The 17,566-nt window shown below is 55.9% G+C and carries 16 protein-coding genes; 9 read left to right on the top strand and 7 right to left on the bottom strand.

Going from position 1 to position 17,566, the window contains the following annotated elements; genetic code table 11:
• Positions 1-220: 220 nt before the first annotated feature.
• The 7 genes from ATO67_RS04570 (at position 221) to ATO67_RS04540 (ending at position 7,200) form a co-directional block, all read left to right on the top strand.
• Positions 221-2,611: an EAL domain-containing protein gene (locus ATO67_RS04570; RefSeq protein WP_067645002.1), complete on the top strand. Its 2,391-nt coding sequence runs from the start codon at positions 221-223 to the stop codon at positions 2,609-2,611.
• A 23-nt stretch (positions 2,612-2,634) separates the two neighbouring features.
• On the top strand, positions 2,635-3,351 hold the full coding sequence (locus tag ATO67_RS04565) for a substrate-binding periplasmic protein (RefSeq protein WP_067644998.1): 717 nt from the start codon (positions 2,635-2,637) through the stop codon (positions 3,349-3,351).
• An 88-nt stretch (positions 3,352-3,439) separates the two neighbouring features.
• Positions 3,440-4,156, top strand: coding sequence for an aminoacyl-tRNA hydrolase (gene pth, locus ATO67_RS04560; protein WP_067644995.1), 717 nt, complete (start codon positions 3,440-3,442; stop codon positions 4,154-4,156).
• 119 nt (positions 4,157-4,275) lie between these two features.
• Positions 4,276-4,902 carry an exopolysaccharide biosynthesis protein gene (locus ATO67_RS04555; protein ID WP_067644992.1) on the top strand — a complete coding sequence of 209 codons (627 nt, stop codon included), beginning with the start codon at positions 4,276-4,278 and terminating at the stop codon, positions 4,900-4,902.
• 114 nt (positions 4,903-5,016) lie between these two features.
• Positions 5,017-6,120 (top strand): redox-regulated ATPase YchF, encoded by a 1,104-nt coding sequence (gene ychF / locus ATO67_RS04550; protein ID WP_067644989.1) that lies wholly within the window; start codon positions 5,017-5,019, stop codon positions 6,118-6,120.
• Between the two features lie 157 nt (positions 6,121-6,277).
• Positions 6,278-6,736: a MaoC family dehydratase gene (locus ATO67_RS04545; protein WP_245303836.1), complete on the top strand. Its 459-nt coding sequence runs from the start codon at positions 6,278-6,280 to the stop codon at positions 6,734-6,736.
• Positions 6,733-7,200 carry a MaoC family dehydratase gene (locus tag ATO67_RS04540; RefSeq protein WP_067644983.1) on the top strand — a complete coding sequence of 156 codons (468 nt, stop codon included), beginning with the start codon at positions 6,733-6,735 and terminating at the stop codon, positions 7,198-7,200. Before ATO67_RS04545 ends, ATO67_RS04540 begins: the two co-directional genes overlap by 4 nt.
• Before the next feature lie 39 nt (positions 7,201-7,239).
• Here ATO67_RS04540 and ATO67_RS04535 read toward each other — a convergent pair whose 3' ends face one another.
• From ATO67_RS04535 to petA, 5 genes are all read right to left on the bottom strand, one after another.
• Entirely contained in the window at positions 7,240-8,007 is a 768-nt protein-coding gene (locus ATO67_RS04535) for a membrane-anchored protein (protein ID WP_245303833.1), read from the bottom strand.
• A gap of 48 nt (positions 8,008-8,055) precedes the next feature.
• Positions 8,056-8,598, bottom strand: coding sequence for an adenine phosphoribosyltransferase (locus ATO67_RS04530; protein WP_045019026.1), 543 nt, complete (start codon positions 8,596-8,598; stop codon positions 8,056-8,058).
• Between the two features lie 171 nt (positions 8,599-8,769).
• Entirely contained in the window at positions 8,770-9,657 is an 888-nt protein-coding gene (locus ATO67_RS04525) for a cytochrome c1 (RefSeq protein WP_067644977.1), read from the bottom strand.
• Positions 9,658-9,677: 20 nt separating this feature from the next.
• On the bottom strand, positions 9,678-10,961 hold the full coding sequence (locus ATO67_RS04520; protein ID WP_067644974.1) for a cytochrome b: 1,284 nt from the start codon (positions 10,959-10,961) through the stop codon (positions 9,678-9,680).
• A gap of 13 nt (positions 10,962-10,974) precedes the next feature.
• The gene (gene petA, locus ATO67_RS04515; RefSeq protein ID WP_067644971.1) at positions 10,975-11,553 is read right to left on the bottom strand and encodes a ubiquinol-cytochrome c reductase iron-sulfur subunit; all 579 of its coding nucleotides are present in this window, start codon (positions 11,551-11,553) and stop codon (positions 10,975-10,977) included.
• A gap of 306 nt (positions 11,554-11,859) precedes the next feature.
• On the opposite strand from petA, the gene ATO67_RS04505 reads away from it, so the two are divergent.
• On the top strand, positions 11,860-12,795 hold the full coding sequence (locus tag ATO67_RS04505; RefSeq protein ID WP_067644965.1) for an endonuclease/exonuclease/phosphatase family protein: 936 nt from the start codon (positions 11,860-11,862) through the stop codon (positions 12,793-12,795).
• Here the strand turns inward: ATO67_RS04505 and ATO67_RS04500 are convergent.
• Together ATO67_RS04500 and ATO67_RS04495 are read right to left on the bottom strand one after the other, a co-directional pair.
• Positions 12,792-14,663 (bottom strand): ABC transporter ATP-binding protein, encoded by a 1,872-nt coding sequence (locus ATO67_RS04500; protein ID WP_067644962.1) that lies wholly within the window; start codon positions 14,661-14,663, stop codon positions 12,792-12,794. The genes ATO67_RS04505 and ATO67_RS04500 overlap by 4 nt on opposite strands.
• Before the next feature lie 117 nt (positions 14,664-14,780).
• Complete coding sequence (locus tag ATO67_RS04495; protein ID WP_067644959.1) at positions 14,781-16,637, bottom strand: ABC transporter ATP-binding protein; 1,857 nt, start codon at positions 16,635-16,637, stop codon at positions 14,781-14,783.
• 410 nt (positions 16,638-17,047) lie between these two features.
• Here ATO67_RS04495 and ATO67_RS04490 point away from each other — a divergent pair, with 410 nt between their 5' ends.
• Positions 17,048-17,509 (top strand): tRNA (cytidine(34)-2'-O)-methyltransferase, encoded by a 462-nt coding sequence (locus ATO67_RS04490; RefSeq protein ID WP_067645605.1) that lies wholly within the window; start codon positions 17,048-17,050, stop codon positions 17,507-17,509.
• Positions 17,510-17,566: the final 57 nt, after the last annotated feature.

Genomic DNA, 17,566 nt, shown 5'->3' with positions numbered 1-17,566 from the left:
CGCTGAAACTTAACTCCCTTGTTTAGCAACGATTAATCATACCCGGAAACGATAAGTCAAAACTTTAGGTTTAGGACTTCAATATTCGCACGTTCGGGGAACCGAACTGCATCATTTAAAAAGTGAATACCGCATGTGTTTCAGGGTTGGACTTTTTATCGCGTAGGCTGGGAATTGGCGCGGCAAGGGTTTTAGAGGTAAGGGACGATAGTATCAACAGATGACCCATTCCGTAGAAAGCCGCTTTATCGCAATTGTTTCTGGCGTCCTTCTGGCACTGGTTGCTCCGCTTTTCACCATCGTGCTGATGCTCTCCTATCATGACTCCATTGCCAGTCAGAAAGACCGGCTTGAAATATTGCTCGTCGCCAATTCGCAGGCACTAGGCCGCCCCTTGTGGGATCTCGATGACGACAGCATCAATCAGATAACCGGAACACTTGTGACAGACCCTGCGGTTTACATGGTCAAGGTGCGCGATACGTTCGGCCAACTCGACATTACCCAGACTGCGGGCCGGACAATGTCTGGCGATACATCGTCGATCACCCGCGATATCATGTACAAAAACCTCGATGGAGATACCAAGGTCGGATCCATCACCGTATTCTTCCAGAATGTCGGCATGCTCAACTCGATGAGCAGCATCGAGCTTGCGTTCATCTCGATCTTCATCGTGGCTATTCTGACGGTTTTCGCCGCCGCCATCATCGGCAACCGATTGATGGTGATGAAACCATTGCTGAGGCTGACCGCCGCGATCGAGGCGACGCGTCGGCTCGGGTCTCGCCACCATGTCGACTGGCGTTCCACGGATGAAATGGGGCGATTGGCGAAGAGCTTCAATGAGATGCAGATTCAACTGGATCGCGAAGAGCAGGAAATCAAGAAGGCGCACAGACGCACCACGGAAATTTACAATCACACACCAGCGATGCTCTTTTCTCTCGATCCCGCAGACCGGATAGCCGCCGTCAGCGATTATTGGGTTGAGGCGACCGGCTATAGTCGCGACGAGATTCTGGGCCACGGCTTTGCCGATCTGATCACGCATGAAGATCGCGCCCGCTTTGTCCTGCGCAAACATAATAGCGAAGATACCGGAGGAATGGCCGGCAGCCCGGACCTGACGGTTCGCTTCCAGTGCAACGATGGCCGTCTGATGGACGTCCTCATCGCAGAAAAGGCCCTGAGCCTCGGCGATAGTCATCATCGTTCCGAAAGCTTGAGCGTCATGACCGACGTGACGGAGCTTCGCCGTTCAGAACACCGCAACCGACTGCAGGCCATCACCGATCACCTGACCGGTCTTTTCAACCGTCAGGGTTTCGAAGCTATCCTGGACGAGAAAATCCTCGAGGCGGATAAAAACGGCACCGAGCTTGCCTGCCTTTTCATCGATCTGGACCGGTTCAAGATCATCAACGACAATCTCGGCCACGCTGCCGGAGATGCCGTCCTCAAGACATTCGTGGAGCGACTGAAAAGCTTGCTGACGCCACTCGACAGCGCGTCTCGCCTTGGTGGCGATGAGTTTGCTATTTTGCTGGCCGGACCTACGACGGAAAGCCGCGCCACCCAGATCTGCGATGAAATCTGCGCCATTTTCGACAAACCACTCGACGCGATCGGACACAGCGTCCGTCTGAGTGCGAGTATCGGCCTGGCACTCTACCCAACCCACGCGAAGACTGCGTCCGAACTTCTCCAGAACTCCGATCTGGCCATGTACAATAGAAAGCGTGCAGGTAAGAACGGGGCACAGATGTTCGACCCTGCCATCATGAATGAGGCGCGGGAACGCGCGGAACTGGAACAGGATATCGAGCAGGCCTTGGAATCAGACTGGCTGGAGGCCCACTTCCAGCCAATCCGGAACATGACGAATGGCGAAACAGTTGGTTTCGAAGCCCTGATGCGGCTCAATCATCCGCGCAAGGGCATTTTGCCGCCCGCCGCCATCATCAACGTCGCCGAGGAAAATGGCATGATTCAGCGGATCGGCAACGCCATTCTCGACCACTCTATCCGTAACCTGGCGGCTCTTTCAAAACTTCCGGGGCTGGAAAACGTCTATGTCGCTGTGAATTTCTCTGCCTTGCAGTTCGAGCCCGGCCTACCGACACGAATTGCTGGCCTCCTCTACCGCCATGGCATCATCCCCAGCCGGCTGGTGGTGGAGATCACCGAAGCGGTATTGATGCACGACGACCCGCAAGTCCGCGCTGTGCTGAGTGCCATCAGGGAACTGGGATGCCGCATCGCTCTCGATGATTTCGGCACAGGTTACTCTTCGCTCAGCTATCTGAACCGGTTTCCGATCGATATCGTCAAGATCGACCAGTCCTTCACGCGCTCAATACGCGACGAGGTGCCGGAAATCAGCCACAGAAGTCGTATGCTTGTGGAAGGAATCAGCGCGATTTCTCACAAGATGAACTGTATAGTGATTGCCGAAGGCATTGAAACGCGTGAGCAGGAAGCGATGCTGAAGGAGATCGGTGTCGATTGCGGCCAGGGATATCTTTTCGCTAGACCGCAACCAGTCAGCGTATATATCGCCGCTTTCGAGCAGCAAAACGAAGAGATCACAGCGAAAGTCGGGACATAATTCATCGGGGAGGATGAACGTCAATGTGGCAAACCCTACTGGCATTGATGATGTTTGCAGTGGCTCCGCCAGTGTTGGCCGAACGCCTATATATATCTACCGAAGAATACCCGCCTTACAATTTTCGCGACACCGACGGGCAGCCAACCGGCGTGTATATGGATCAACTGAAGATCATATCGGAACGCGCAGATATCGATTACGAAGCTACCATACTGCCTTGGGCGCGGGCCCTGGCACGGGCCGAAACCGAACCGATGCATTGCGTCGTCGCAGCCGCCCGCACAGCTGAGCGCGAACACCGCTTCAAATGGGTGTCACCTATTCATACAGACCGGAATATTCTGGTTGCACGCAGTGGCGCGCACCTGAGCGTCAACACGCTGGAGGATGCCAAGGCCTATACGGTGGGGACGCAGCGTACCGACTATACCGAAGCGGTTTTGAAATCGCTGGGCTTTCCACGCATCGACCTCAGCGCCGATTTCGACAAGACGCTGGCGAAACTCAACGCGGGCCGGATCGACCTGATGCCGATGTCGGAAAGTGCTTTGAGGACATTGCCACCGGGCGAGTTCGTGGAAGTCATCGTTTTGACTCACCAAACGCTGGGAATGGCCTGCCATACATCCGTCCCTGACGGCATGATCCGTAAGATGCAGAGTATACTCGATGACCTCATTGCAGATGGAAGCCAACGCCGGATTTATGAAAAATATGGCCTTGTTATTCGGCCTTAAACTTCAGCCAACAGACAAAAAAGTTGACACTCGACGGTTTTTTCGGTGGTGAAGGACAACTGTCCATCGAACCAAAGCGGAAACGTCCATGATCATCATTGCAGGCCTCGGCAACCCCGGCACGCAATATGCGAGCAACCGGCACAATATCGGCTTTATGGCTGTCGATGCCCTGCAGCGCCTGCCCTCTTTTTCTCCCTGGTCGAAGAAGTTCAAGGCCGAGATTTCCGAGGGAGAAATCGCCGGTGAGAAAGTGCTGCTGTTAAAGCCGCTGACATTCATGAACCTTTCCGGCGAATCCGTTGGGGAAGCCATGCGCTTTTACAAGCTGAAGACGTCTGACATCATCGCTATCCATGATGAGCTGGACATCGTTGCTGGCCGCGTGCGGATCAAGACCGGCGGTGGCCATGGCGGCCACAACGGCTTGAAATCCATCGACGCCCATTGCGGAAAGGAGTACCGACGCCTGCGGTTGGGCATCGGCCACCCCGGAGACAAGGAGCGTGTGAACGGCCATGTCCTGGGTGACTTTGCCAAGAGCGACAAAGTCTGGCTGGAGCCGTTAATCGACGCTATTGCCGACAACGCTGAAATGCTTATCAAAGGCGAAGACTCGCAACTGATGAACAAGCTCGCACTGGCTGTCGGGGTCAAATCGGAAGAGAAAAAAGCAGCGACAGCGGCAAAACCCGCCGCGCAATCACACATCCACCAGGCCCGCAACTCCGCTCAGCCAAAAAAGCTGCCGGAAACGGGACCCATGGCAGAGATGTTGAAGCGGATGTTCGGCAAGAAGGATTAAGATTGCAGCGCGCATTCTTCTCGCTGCTTGAAACTTCTCCCCGCATCCCCATTTCACGCTGATGATAAAATCAAACGCATTTCCCCGGTCGGTCTCCTCGCAGCCAGAAAACACTTCGCATGGATGAAACATCGCGCCACCAAAGCATGGCCGCGGCGTTGAAACGCCTCCCGGAGGGATTGCCTGACAAAATCTCGTTGGATAGCCTGCTGGAAAAGCTTGGTGATCAGGCAATTGCCTTCGTATTGGTCGTGTTCGCCATTCCCGCCATCGTCCCAACACCCGGCATCCCTGCGGGCATGATTTTTGGTACAGCGCTTGCCATTCTGTCTCTCCAGATTATTTTTGGATCGCGACGGTTGGTGCTGCCAGGCTTTCTAGGGCGACTTTCGGTGTCCCGCACCATTATTCAGATGACAGCGGACAAGGCGGCACCCCGTCTGGCGAAGCTTGAGGCATTGCTGCGTCCACGCGGCCATGTGCTGGCGAAATATCTGGGGCATGTCTCCATCGGCATCGTCATTTTTCTGATGGCTGTACTGATTGCGCTGCCCATTCCCTTTGGTAACATGCTTCCGGGACTTGCCGTGCTGGCCATCGCGCTTGGCTTGGCGCAGCGAGATGATCTCGCGGTGTTGACAGGCCTTGTGCTCGCCATCCTCTCCGTACTGACCAGCGGGGCGATAATCTATGGCGGCTGGTCTTTGATTTCGGCTTGGTTCGGCTTGGGTCAGGCAACGGTATAACCGCTTCATTTGCGGGGAATCCGGATGGTTTGCCGCAACAAGGCTTGACCTTGCTCGACCGTTTCCGCAAAAGGCTCGCTAACGGAATTCTTTAAATAGAGGCAGGTTCAAGCCATGGGCTTTAAATGTGGTATCGTCGGTCTGCCGAATGTCGGCAAGTCCACACTCTTCAATGCGCTAACGAAGACGGCGGCGGCTCAGGCAGCAAACTATCCTTTCTGCACCATCGAGCCCAACACCGGCGAAGTGGCCGTGCCGGACCCGCGCATGAAGGTGCTGGCCGATATTGCAGGCTCCAAGGAAATCATCCCGACCCGCATCTCCTTCGTGGATATTGCCGGTCTGGTGCGTGGCGCTTCCAAGGGTGAAGGTCTGGGCAACAAGTTCCTCGCCAACATCCGTGAAGTCGATGCCGTCGTTCACGTGCTGCGCTGCTTCGAAGACGATGACATCACCCACGTCGAAGGTCGCATCAATCCGGTCGGCGATGCCGATACGATCGAAACCGAATTGATGCTGGCCGACCTTGAAAGCCTTGAGCGCCGCGTGGAACAGACCCGCAAGCGTGCGTCTTCCAAGGACAAGGATTCGCTGGCGCAATTGCCCGTCATGGAGGCGGTCATCAAGCTGCTGAACGACGGCAAGCCTGCCCGCCTGCTGTTGAAGACACTTGCAGATGACGAGATCGAAGTGCTGAAGGGTCTGAACCTTCTGACCTCGCATCCTGTGCTTTACGTCTGCAACGTAGCGGAAGCCGATGCCGTGGATGGCAACGAACATACCAAGGCCGTGGCCGAAATGGCAAAGGCGCAAGGCGCGGAATGCGTGATCATTTCCGCAGCCATTGAGTCGGAAGTCGCGCAGCTGCCTGACGAAGAATCGAAAGAATTTCTTTCGGCTCTGGGTCTGGAAGAAGCCGGTCTCGACCGTCTGATCCGTGCCGGCTACCAATTGCTCGACCTCATCACCTACTTCACCGTAGGGCCCAAGGAAACGCGCGCGTGGACTATCGTGCGCGGCACCAAGGCACCGGGTGCTGCTGGCGTCATCCACACCGATTTCGAACGCGGCTTCATCCGCGCCTTCACCATTGCCTATGACGACTACGTTGCTTTCAAGGGCGAAGTCGGCGCGAAGGAAGCGGGCAAGGGCCGCGACGAAGGCAAGGAATATGTCGTTCACGACGGCGACGTGATCCACTTCCGGTTCAACACCTGAACCGACTTCCATCAGCCATATTGGCCCGCGCTTCGTCGCGGGCCTATTCATTTGAAGTCACCGACATCAGCCGGTCCCCCACCAATTTTTACCTTTACGTAAAAGATAGAGTTACGCTACGCTGGCAAACACATCTCAGCGAAGGAGGAGTTCGCCGGTGAAATATGCTTTTGAGGATTTCACGCCAGGTCGGAGCTTTCCGCTTGGACCCAAAACAGTGACCGCGGACGAGGTCATCGACTTCGCCACTGAATTCGATCCGCAACCCATGCACCTGTCCGAAGAAGCGGGTAAAGCAAGCATTCTGGGCGGGCTCGCGGCGTCGGGCTGGCACACATGTGGCATGTTGATGCGCATGACGGTGGACAGCTACCTCGGTCAGTCCCCCTCTCAGGCAGGGCTTGGTGTCGATTACGTCGAATGGAAGAGGCCCGTGCTTGCCGGGGACACGCTGAGTGGAACATCGACGGTCCTGGAGCAGCGTGTGTCTCGATCCCGGCCTGAGATGGGTGTCGTCAAACTGCGGCACGAATTGCAGAACCAGCGCGGCGAAACGGTCTGCGTTGTGGAATTGAACGCGATGCTGGCCACCAGCACCGAGAGGGCCGCATCATGAGGTTCATCGAGCTATACCCAAGTGACGTCAAAATCGAACTCGGCACTGTGCATTTCTCAGCTGAATCCATTATTCGCTACGCCGAGAAATTCGACCCGCAGCCCTTCCATCTGGACGCCGCTGCAGCAAAAAACTCGATCTTCGAAGGGCTCTGCGCCTCCGGCTGGCAGACCAGTGCCTCCTGGATGAAATGTTTTCTGGACTATTGGGTACAGGAAGTTGCGAGGCTGCACGCAGAAGGGATAGAGCCGCCAAAACTTGGCCCCTCGCCCGGTTTTCGCAATCTCAGATGGCTACGTCCAGTCTATGCGGGTGACGACGTGACCTATTTCACAACCATGATCGCGTCTCGCCCGCTCGCATCCCGGCCAGGTATGCATATGAATACAGCGCTCAACGAGGGCGTGAACCAGCATGGCAAGGCGGTCGTAACCTTCGAGAGCAATGTTCTGGAATTCGAGTAACGCCAGTTGGGTGCGATCGGTTCGGCCAGACCTTGCTGGTCAGTTACTACCAGTCCACAATGGCAGGCCTGTCGCTTCGGCAACATCAGGGTCCGCAGTGTAAACCGGAAGGCCTTTTCTCCGCATTTCCATCAATGCAGCAAGGTCCGGTCCACTATGGCCTCTGTCCAGGTTTTCGACATTATAGATATGTCCCTTCGAGGCTGGATTTATGCCAGCGATCACCACGGCCTCTGCCCCACTCTGGAGCGCCAGCATGACACCGATGACACCGTTCGAAAACTTTGCCTGACGCTCGATCTCCAAATTCACCTTGCCGGTTATAGCATGGACAAGCGCAATGCGACGATTGCGGCCAGCGATGTAAAGGTCGTCATATCTGTAGTTGAAGCGAGTAAGGCCGGCCATGAGCCGTTTTTTGCTGTGCTGCCACAACAACAGATAAAGCTTTCCGGTTCTTTCGCCATCCAGTACGCGTCGGACTTCTTTTGCGTTGGTGTTGGTGCCTTCAATTTGGTTGAACGTCATCAACGTTATATCCGGTTTTTCCACACCCCATTTTTTCGCGACAATCTGCGAGCCGTTGACCGATATCGTCATATATGACGGGTCGAAACCGAGAGGCATGGATGAGTGTGGAGCCGAACCAACCACTACAACCTTGCGGCCTTGCAGCGAAGGTTCGACCCATGGCTTTGGCCTTGTTAAAAAATACCACAGTGATCGGAAAATCTTCGATCTGATATCCTTTAAATTACTCATAAACACTCCGAAGTCCGTTGCTAAAATTGAGCCTTCCGCAGCCATCGCGATAAGATCGATGTATTGAGGTTGGGATGACCAGACGCTCTTGGCTCAATGCCCGGAAAATTCCACCAGCGTGCGCACTTCTACGCCGAGATCTTCCAGCTTCTTGCGACCACCCAGATCCGGCAGGTCGATGACGAAGCACGCGGAGACGATGTCCGCCCCCATCTGCCGCAGCAGTTTAACGGCACCTTCAGCCGTACCACCGGTGGCAATCAAATCATCGACCAGAATGACCTTCTCGCCGGGCTGCACGGCATCCACATGCATCTCCATCTCGTCCACGCCATATTCCAGACTGTAGGCTACGCGAACGGTGGTGTGCGGCAGCTTGCCCTTCTTGCGGATCGGCACGAAACCTGCGGAAAGCTGGTGTGCGACCGCGCCACCGAGAATAAAGCCGCGCGCTTCCATGCCCGCAATCTTGTCGATCTTCGTTCCGGCATAAGGCTGAACCAATTCGTCCACCGCACGGCGGAACGCACGCGGATTGCCGAGAAGCGTTGTGATGTCGCGAAAGATGATCCCCGGCTTGGGATAATCAGGAATGGAGCGAATGGCAGCAGAGAGCTCCGAAGCAATAACAGTCATGGAATGTCCGATGGTTTCTGAATAAATTGAACGTCGGGCGACCTTATCAACTCGCACGTTGCGCACCAATAGAAAATGCCCATCCATGCGAAGCGGGAGCCTGCTTCCAAACAACAAAAAGCCCCCACGGATGAACCGTGAGGGCTGGTATCAGGCGTTGAATAGAACCAATCAGTGTTCTTTTCTGGAATATACGGACTTTTTCGTCAGGTAGATCAGTGCCGTAAAGATCAGAAGAAACACGATGACCATGAAGCCGGTGCGCTTGCGTTCTTCCAGATGCGGCTCTGCAGCCCACATAAGGAACGCGGAGACGTCCTGTGAATACTGGTCCAGCGTCTGCGGAGTGCCATCATCATAGGTCACCTGATCTTTGCTGATCGGCGGTGCCATCTTGAGCGCTATCGCGCTTCCGAAATACGGATTGTAGTGCGTACCTTCGGCAACTTCGATACCAGCAGGCGCATCCTGATAGCCGGTCAGAAGGGCGTGGATATAGTCAGGTCCACCTTCCTGATAACCACCGACAACCGGAATCATATCGAACACGAACTGCGGAAAACCACGTTCTACACCACGAGCCTTGGCCAGAAGTGACATATCTGGAGGAGCGGCGCCGCCATTGGATGCCGCAGCCGCTTCTTTGTTTGGATAAGGCGAAGGGAAGTGATCGGATGGAACAGCCTTGCGCGAGAACATCTCACCATCGGCGTTAGGTCCATCCTGCACTTCATATTCGGCAGCAAAGGCTTTGACCTGATCTTCAGAGTAACCCAGACCTTCCAGTGTACGGAAGGAGACGAGGTTCATCGAATGGCAGGCGGAACAGACTTCCTTGTAGATCTTCAATCCACGCTGAAGCTGGCCCTTGTCGTATTTGCCGAAAGGTCCTGCGAAAGACCATTTTTCTTCTTGCGGCTTGAGGATCGGGAAGTGCCCGCCCGCAATTGCATGTTCAGTCTGCGCCTTGAGATCATGACCTTCTTCTGCGGCCGAAACCGCAGAACCAAAACCACTCATGACAGCGATAAGCGCGATGCTCGTTACAAGCTTTTTCATTGTAATCGTCCCTCTCGCACTCATATTTTCACCGCAGCCGCAGGGGCTGCAGCGGCCTTGCCGTTCTTTTCCAGAACAGCCTCGGTGATGGAATTCGGAATACGCCTTGGCGTTTCAAACAGACCGAGAAGCGGCATGATGATTAGGAAGAAGCCGAAGTAGTAAACCGTTCCAAGCTGCGACAGGGCAACGTAGAGGCCTTCTGCAGGGCGCGAACCCAGCCAGCCGAGCATGATGGAGTTCACCACGAAGATCGCGAAGAACATCTTGTACCATGGACGGTAGACAGCGGAGCGGACCTTCGACGTGTCCAGCCAAGGCAGGAAGAACAGCACCACGATGGCACCGAACATCACAAGAACGCCGCCAAGCTTCGAGTCGATCGGGCCGACATTGAAGGTGATGGCGCGCAGCATGGCGTAGAACGGCAGGAAGTACCATTCCGGCACGATGTGCGCAGGTGTCTTCAACGCGTCAGCCATGATGTAGTTATCGGGGTGACCGAGGAAGTTCGGCATGTAGAAGACGAAATATGCGTAGAAGAGCAAGAAGATGGAAACGCCAAGCGCATCCTTCAACGTTGCATAGGGCGTGAACGGAACCGTATCCGTCTTGGTCTTCACTTCGACGCCAGTCGGGTTGGTCTGGCCTGTCACATGCAGTGCCCAGATGTGGAGGATAACGACACCCACGATCATAAAGGGCAGAAGATAGTGCAGCGCGAAGAAGCGGTTCAGCGTTGGCTGGTCAACGGCAAAGCCACCGAGCAGAAACTGCTGAATCCACTCACCGACGCCCGGAAACGCGGTGAAGAAGCCCGTAATAACCGTAGCGCCCCAGAACGACATCTGGCCCCAAGGCAGAACGTAACCCATGAAGCCGGTTGCCATCATCAAAAGGAAGATGACGCAGCCGAGTATCCAGAGGATTTCACGCGGCGCCTTGTAGGAACCGTAGTAGAGGCCACGGGCGATGTGCAGGTAGACAGCAATGAAGAAGAACGATGCGCCGTTGGCATGCATGTAACGCAACAGCCAACCGTGGTTGACGTCACGCATGATCTTTTCAACAGAGTTGAACGCAACCGTCGTTTCGGCGGCATAGTGCATGGCCAGCACGACGCCGGTCAGAATCTGCACGATTAGCATGACGGCGAGCATCGCGCCGAACGTGTAAGCGTAGTTCAGATTGCGCGGCACCGGGTAAGATATGAAGCTGTCATGAATCATGCGCGGCAGCGGCAGGCGAGAATCGACCCATCTTTCGATACCGGTCGAGGGCTGGTAACTGGAATGACCACTCATTTCAAATGTCCCCTTATCCGATTTTGATCACGGTATCGGATGAAAATGCGAAGGTCGGAATATGCAGGTTTTCCGGCGCCGGACCTTTGCGAACGCGGCCCGCTGTATCGTAGTGCGAGCCATGGCAGGGACAGAACCACCCGCCGAAATCGCCGGCTTGACCCAGCGGAACACAACCAAGATGCGTGCAGGAACCGACCATCACGATCCAGTTTTCCTTGCCAGCACCGGCAGAACGATCAACGTCGGTCGCCTGCGCTGCGGGATCGAGGTTGGCATTGCGCGCAACCGGATCTTTCAGATCCGTCAGCTTAACGGCGTTTGCTTCGTCGATCTCTTTTTGAGTGCGGTTGCGGATGAAGATAGGCTTCCCGCGCCATTTCACCGTCAGGGACATGCCAGGCTCGACACTCGCCACGTTCACCTCGATGGAGGCGAGCGCCAACGTGGACGCATCGGGGCGCATCTGGTCGATGAACGGCCAGACGGCCGCACCTGCGCCGACAACGCCTGCCATACCTGTCACCAGATAAAGAAAATCGCGACGGGTCGGTTCACCCGTAGCGTCATGATCATTAACGTGCTCACTCACCGCTACACCATCCTCTGCGCTGATTTCGTTGAAAGTCGCATGAGTCCTCCAGCTCTGTTTTGATCCAAGACAAACTCGATCCCCCAAGTCTCGGTCACTGCGCGACGATTAAATTCGCGCCTATTCTGCTTGATCGCAAAATATGCCGGACCTTGGCAAGAGGAAAGCACACAAAGCTGCCGTAATTCTGCCTTCCGAGCCATTTTTCTCTGCCTTTTCCGACCGAGCTGTCCATCCTGCAACATTGTGCGGCACATTGGCGCGTGATAATCACAGCGACGGGAGCCGACAACTGAGGTTTTGATTTTGAAAGCTAGGCTCGCCTGCGTCGCAGCATCTGCGCTCTTCCTTGCGCTGTTCGTCATAAGTATCCGATATCTCATGGATTCCTGGCTGTTGGCCTTCGTCAACAGCTTCCAGCTTCACATTGCCGTTCTGGCTGCATTCGCGGCGTTGTCGTGCCTTATCGTCCTGCGATCGCGCGTCTTTATCGTGCTGTTGGTTTGGGCTCTCATGCTTTGCGCCCATGCGGTTTATATGCATCGGGAATTCGTGACAGACGCATTTGCCCCGACAGGGGCGAAACCCTTCCGGCTGCTGTCTTTCAACGTGCTGATGGAAAATTCGCGCAATGCCGAATCAATCGCCGACACTATTCTTACGTCGAATGCCGACGCAGTTTACGTCATGGAGGCCGCAGCGCTGACAAGCGTCCTGCCGCGCCTGAGCCAAATCTACCCCTACCGGATTGGCTGTGGCGAGGGTGTGCAGTCTTGCGATCTGCTGATCCTGTCAAAACGACCGCTTGAAAATGCCCGCATCGGCAGCTTGAGTTACGTCAGCCGCGAACGATTTGCCATGGCGATGATCGACGTCGATGGCGTGAAGCTGACGCTCGCAGCCGCACATCTGGCAAAGCCCTACTTCGATGAATACCACCGCAACGAACTGAGCCGCATCCGGTCCGCATTCTCGTCCGTCACGGACCCACTGATTCTGGGTGGTGACTTCAATTCTGCGAGCATTGCGCCCGATATGCAGGATTTCCTGCTGGCGACCGATCTGAAGAAAGCACCGTGGGAACCGGCAACATGGCCGGTGGAAGCCAGGCAGTTCGGCATTGCCATCGACCACATCTTCGCTCGAAAGCCCGCGACTTTGATGAAGCTGGAGCGTTTGCCGGACAGCCTCGGCTCCAACCATTATGGGCTGGTGGCCGATTTCGTGATTGCCGCACCTTAAACCGGCGCAACATCATCCGCAGACAGAAACCCGCCGGACTGGCGCGTCCAAAGCTCTGAATAAAGCCCGCCGCTCGCAACCAGCTGGCCGTGCTTGCCCTGCTCCACGATCCGCCCCGCATCCATGACGATCAGGCGATCAAGAGCCGCGATGGTGGAAAGCCGGTGGGCGATTGCCAGCACGGTTTTGCCGCGCATCAACTCATCCAGATTGCTCTGGATCGCCGCCTCAACCTCGGAATCCAGCGCCGAGGTCGCTTCGTCCAGAACGAGAATTGGCGCGTCCTTCAGCATCACGCGGGCAATGGCGATGCGCTGTCGCTGACCACCGGAAAGCTTCACGCCACGCTCGCCCACATGCGCGTCCAGCCCCTTGCGGCCGCGTTGGTCTTCCAGTTGCGCAATGAAATCATCCGCCTTGGCCCGCCGGATCGCCTCCAGCAACTGTTCATCATTGGCGTCCATGCGCCCGAACATGATATTGTCGCGAATGGAACGGTGCAGCAGCGACGTGTCCTGCGTCACCATGCCGATGTGGCCGCGAAGCGTTTCCTGGCTAACCTTCGCAATATCCTGCCCGTCGATCAGGATACGGCCCTTCTCGACATCGTAAAATCGCAGCAAGAGATTGACCAGCGTGGATTTTCCCGCACCCGACCGGCCGACGATCCCCACCTTTTCACCCGGCTCGACATGAAGGCTCAGATGATCAATGACGCCTTTGGATCGCCCGTAGTGAAAGCTGACATTTTCGTAGCGGATGCCGGGCTTGGAGACGACCAGCGCAGGCGCGCCAGGTACGTCCACAAGGCTTATGGGTTGTGAAATAAGCTCGGCGGCATTCTGCACGGTGCCAAAGTTGCGCATGATGCCGTTGAACTGCGTCATCAGGCGACCCAGCAGAAAATTCAGTCGCAGAACCAGCGCCAGCGTAAAGGCGACCGCGCCGGAACTGATCCTGCCGGAAAGCCACAGATCGATGCAGAGAGCTGCCATCGACGTAATCATGATGCCTGACAACAGAGCCATGGATGCGCGCACGCCGGTTATGAAGCGCGTGAACATCATCGTGGTGCTCTGGAACGTGTCGAAGCCTTCCCGCATATAGCGATCATTGGCGTCGTCACGTCCGAACAGCCGCAGCGTCTGGATGTTGCTGTAGGCATCGACCATACGGCCAGAAAGCATGGAGGCGGCCTCTGCCGTCTCTCGGGAATGTTTCCTGATGCGCGGCACGAAATAGCGCGCCAGCAGGGAAAATATGCCAACCCAGACCAGAACCACCACGGCCAGACGCCAGTCCAGCCCGCCGATCAGAAACAGCATCGAGACCGAATAAATACCGACGAACCAGACACTTTCCATCAGCGATGTCACCAGATCGCCCGCCGCCTGCCCACCAGACCAGACCTTGGTGACGATACGGCCGGAAAAGTCGTTCTGGAAAAAGGTCAACGATTGCCGCGCCACATGCATATAGGACTGCCAGCGTACGAGATTATAAAAGCCGGGCGTAATGACCTGCTGATCCACCAGCGCTGTTATCATGGTGACGACGAAGCGCACGACGGCGATCAGAACAAGCATGCCAGCCAGCTCGTAGCCGTGATCTGCAATCAACCCGGCCCAGCCCTCACCCGGCTTGACCGTGGCCAGAATATCCACCAGCCGCCCGACGAACCAGAACAACGCCGCCTCGATGGCCGCCGTCATGCCACCCAGTACAAGCATGGCGAAGAAGGGCGTTTTTGCCTGGGAGAGATAGAACCAGATAAAAGCAAAGGTATCTTCCGGCGGACGCAGATCATCCTTGCGGGCGAAGGGCTTGATCCAGTTCTCAAAAAAACGAAAAATACGGGTAATGGCCATGATTTCGATATAGGTGGAATCAGTGGGCGGGCAAAGCGGGAGTGAGATTATATTTTGGTAATGGTTGCGCCATACTCCGTCACCCCGCACTTCATACGGGGTGACGGAAACGGGGAGCTACTCCCCCGCCACCTTCATATCGGGCTCTTCTTCCGCGATAAAACCACCGGACTGCCGCAGCCACAGGTCGGCGTAGATACCACCCTGCTCAACCAGTTCCGTATGCGTGCCAGCCTCGACAATCTTGCCCATGTCGAGAATGATCAGGCGGTCCATCTCCGTCAGTGTTGAAAGACGGTGGGCGATGGCGATGACGGTTTTGCCTTCCATAAGGGCAAACAGGTTTTCCTGAATGGCCGCTTCCACTTCGGAGTCCAACGCAGACGTTGCCTCGTCGAGGATCAGGATCGGAGCGTTTTTCAGGAACACGCGGGCAATGGAGATGCGCTGGCGCTGGCCGCCAGACAGCTTCACGCCGCGCTCACCGACCTGCGCATCCAGCCCGTGGCGACCATGCATGTCCACCAGCGTTTCGATGAAGTCCCACGCATTGGCACGCTTTGCGGCAGCAATGATTTCCTCGTCCGTCGCGCCGGGATGGCCATAGGCGATGTTGTCGCGGATGGTGCGGTGGAGCAGCGAGGTATCCTGCGTGACCACACCGATCAGCGAGCGTAGACTATCCTGCGACACCGTGGAAATATCCTGCCCGTCGATGCGAATCTTACCGGATTCCAGATCGTAAAACCGCAACAGCAGGTTCATCAGCGTCGTCTTGCCAGCGCCGGAACGGCCAACGAGACCGACCTTTTCGCCCGGCTTGATATCGAGCGAAAGCCCCTCGATCACACCCCTGTTCTTGCCGTAGTGGAAACGGATGTCATCGAACTGTATCTCACCCCTGGGTGCGGAAAGTGCTGGCGCATCTGCCTTGTCGAGGATGTCATGCGGCTTGGTCATCATGCTCATGCCGTCATAGACTGTGCCGATGTTTTCAAACAGCGATGTGACTTCCCACATGATCCACTGCGACATGCCGTTGACACGCATGGACAGGCCGATGGCCACAGCCAGAGCGCCGACCGTGACCGACCCAGTGAGCCAGAAATAAAGGCCAAGCGACGTCGTAGAGAACATGACCAGCGCATTGTTGATGTCGATGGCGATGTTGAAGGCGGAAATCTTGCGCATCTGCCGGTGTACGGTGTCCAGAAACACACTCATGCCTTCACGCGCGTAGACCTCTTCACGGCCCGCATGGGAGAACAGCTTGATGGTGGCGATGTTGGTGTAGCTGTCAACGATACGCCCAGTCATCAAGGAACGTGCATCCGCCTGCTCGCTGGCAAGACGACCGAGTTTCGGTACGAAGTAGGTTAGAATCGCAATGTAAATGGACAGCCAGACGACCAGCGGAATAACCAGCCGCCAATCCGCCGCCGCGACCATGAACAGCATCGAGAAAACAAAGCTGATGGCATAGACGAACACGTCAATGATTTTCAACGCCACTTCACGAATGGACAGCGCTGTCTGCATGACCTTGGTGGAAACGCGGCCCGCAAACTCATTGGCGAAAAACGTCATGGAATGGCGCAACAGGAAACGGTGCATGTGCCAGCGGGCAATCATGCCGAAGTTTCCAGCCAGCGTCTGGTGCATCGTCATGGTGTGGATGGAGCCCATCAAGGGCAAGGCCACCAGCACAATGGCCGCCATGACGACCAAATGCCAGCCCTCATCCTGCAGGAAGGTCTCGCGGTTTGCAGATGACAGCCAATCCACGATATTGCCGAGGAACTGATACAGCATCACTTCTGCAACCGCGATGCCCATGGACATCAAACCCAGCAGCAGCAACCAGGGTGCCGCTGGCTTGATGTAGTGCCACATGAACGGCAAGAGCTTGTTGGGGGGCACGACAGGCGTGGATGCGGGAAATGGGTCGAGACGTTTTTCAAACCAGCCGAACATGGCCAAGCTCCGGACATAATGATCCCGAAAGAGCAGCACGAGGACAAAAAACGCCCACAGCCATCACGGGAATAACATGGATATGGCCGCAACAGCCACATGACGAATTGAAATGGAAAAGCGGATCAACCGCCGAAAACACCTAAGCCTGCAAGGCCGTTACAATGGCCGGGAGGCGATATCGAACAAGCTTATTCATCTGAACCTCCGTGGCTGGTGTTGAAGATGCGCTCTTCTAGCTCAAAAAATAAGCATTGACCAGCACCAAACCACCTTAAGTATCGCAAAACACTCCGTAACACGCGAGTGTGTCTGTGCAACAACAGCGCCCCGGTTTGCGTCGCTTTGCTTATTTCGACCTTGCCTGTGACGTGATAAGGCCCCGCGATGACGACAAGAAAGACTTGACCATGCCAAATATCAGGATCGCCCTCTATCAACCGGACATTCCCGGCAACACCGGCACAATCCTTCGGCTGGCGGCCTGCCTGGGCATCGGCGTCGACATTATCGAGCCTGCCGGGTTCGATATTTCCGACCGCAATCTGAAACGCGCGGGCATGGACTATCTCACCACGGCATCACTGACCCGCCACGTCAACTGGGAGCGCTTCGAAGAATGGCGTGCCTCCACAGGTCGCAGGCTGCTTCTTGCGTCGACCAAGGCAGCCCTGCCCTATGTCGACGTGGCCTACCGTCCTGATGACATTTTGCTTTTTGGTCGCGAGAGCGCTGGCGTGCCGGATCACGTCCACGAAAAAGCCGACGAGCGGCTGATCATTCCCATGATCGAAGGTCAACGCTCCATCAATGTCGCCATGTCGGCAGCGATGATGTCAGGAGAGGCCTTGCGGCAGACAGCCTGGCGCTGAACCTATCGCCTTTCTAATCCAAAATGTCGCAAATACTCCTGTACGCTGCAGTATTTC

This window comes from Agrobacterium bohemicum (genome assembly GCF_001562555.1).
Taxonomy (GTDB): Bacteria; Pseudomonadota; Alphaproteobacteria; order Rhizobiales; family Rhizobiaceae; genus Agrobacterium; species Agrobacterium bohemicum.
Note: the sequence above shows the minus strand (reverse complement) of the source record. Positions and strands in the feature narration are given on the sequence as shown.

Bases quoted from the DNA above. Each gene is read 5' to 3' on its own strand.
- ATO67_RS04490 (WP_067645605.1), top strand. From the start codon at position 17,048: ATGCCAAATATCAGGATCGCCCTCTATCAACCGGACATTCCCGGCAAC.
- ATO67_RS04535 (WP_245303833.1), bottom strand. From the start codon at position 8,007: ATGGCTGCGGAAGGCTCAATTTTAGCAACGGACTTCGGAGTGTTTATG.
- ATO67_RS04565 (WP_067644998.1), top strand. From the start codon at position 2,635: ATGTGGCAAACCCTACTGGCATTGATGATGTTTGCAGTGGCTCCGCCA.
- ychF (WP_067644989.1), top strand. From the start codon at position 5,017: ATGGGCTTTAAATGTGGTATCGTCGGTCTGCCGAATGTCGGCAAGTCC.
- ATO67_RS04500 (WP_067644962.1), bottom strand. From the start codon at position 14,663: ATGGCCATTACCCGTATTTTTCGTTTTTTTGAGAACTGGATCAAGCCC.
- ATO67_RS04495 (WP_067644959.1), bottom strand. From the start codon at position 16,637: ATGTTCGGCTGGTTTGAAAAACGTCTCGACCCATTTCCCGCATCCACG.
- ATO67_RS04525 (WP_067644977.1), bottom strand. From the start codon at position 9,657: ATGAAAAAGCTTGTAACGAGCATCGCGCTTATCGCTGTCATGAGTGGT.
- ATO67_RS04540 (WP_067644983.1), top strand. From the start codon at position 6,733: ATGAGGTTCATCGAGCTATACCCAAGTGACGTCAAAATCGAACTCGGC.
- ATO67_RS04520 (WP_067644974.1), bottom strand. From the start codon at position 10,961: ATGAGTGGTCATTCCAGTTACCAGCCCTCGACCGGTATCGAAAGATGG.
- pth (WP_067644995.1), top strand. From the start codon at position 3,440: ATGATCATCATTGCAGGCCTCGGCAACCCCGGCACGCAATATGCGAGC.
- ATO67_RS04555 (WP_067644992.1), top strand. From the start codon at position 4,276: ATGGATGAAACATCGCGCCACCAAAGCATGGCCGCGGCGTTGAAACGC.
- ATO67_RS04570 (WP_067645002.1), top strand. From the start codon at position 221: ATGACCCATTCCGTAGAAAGCCGCTTTATCGCAATTGTTTCTGGCGTC.
- ATO67_RS04530 (WP_045019026.1), bottom strand. From the start codon at position 8,598: ATGACTGTTATTGCTTCGGAGCTCTCTGCTGCCATTCGCTCCATTCCT.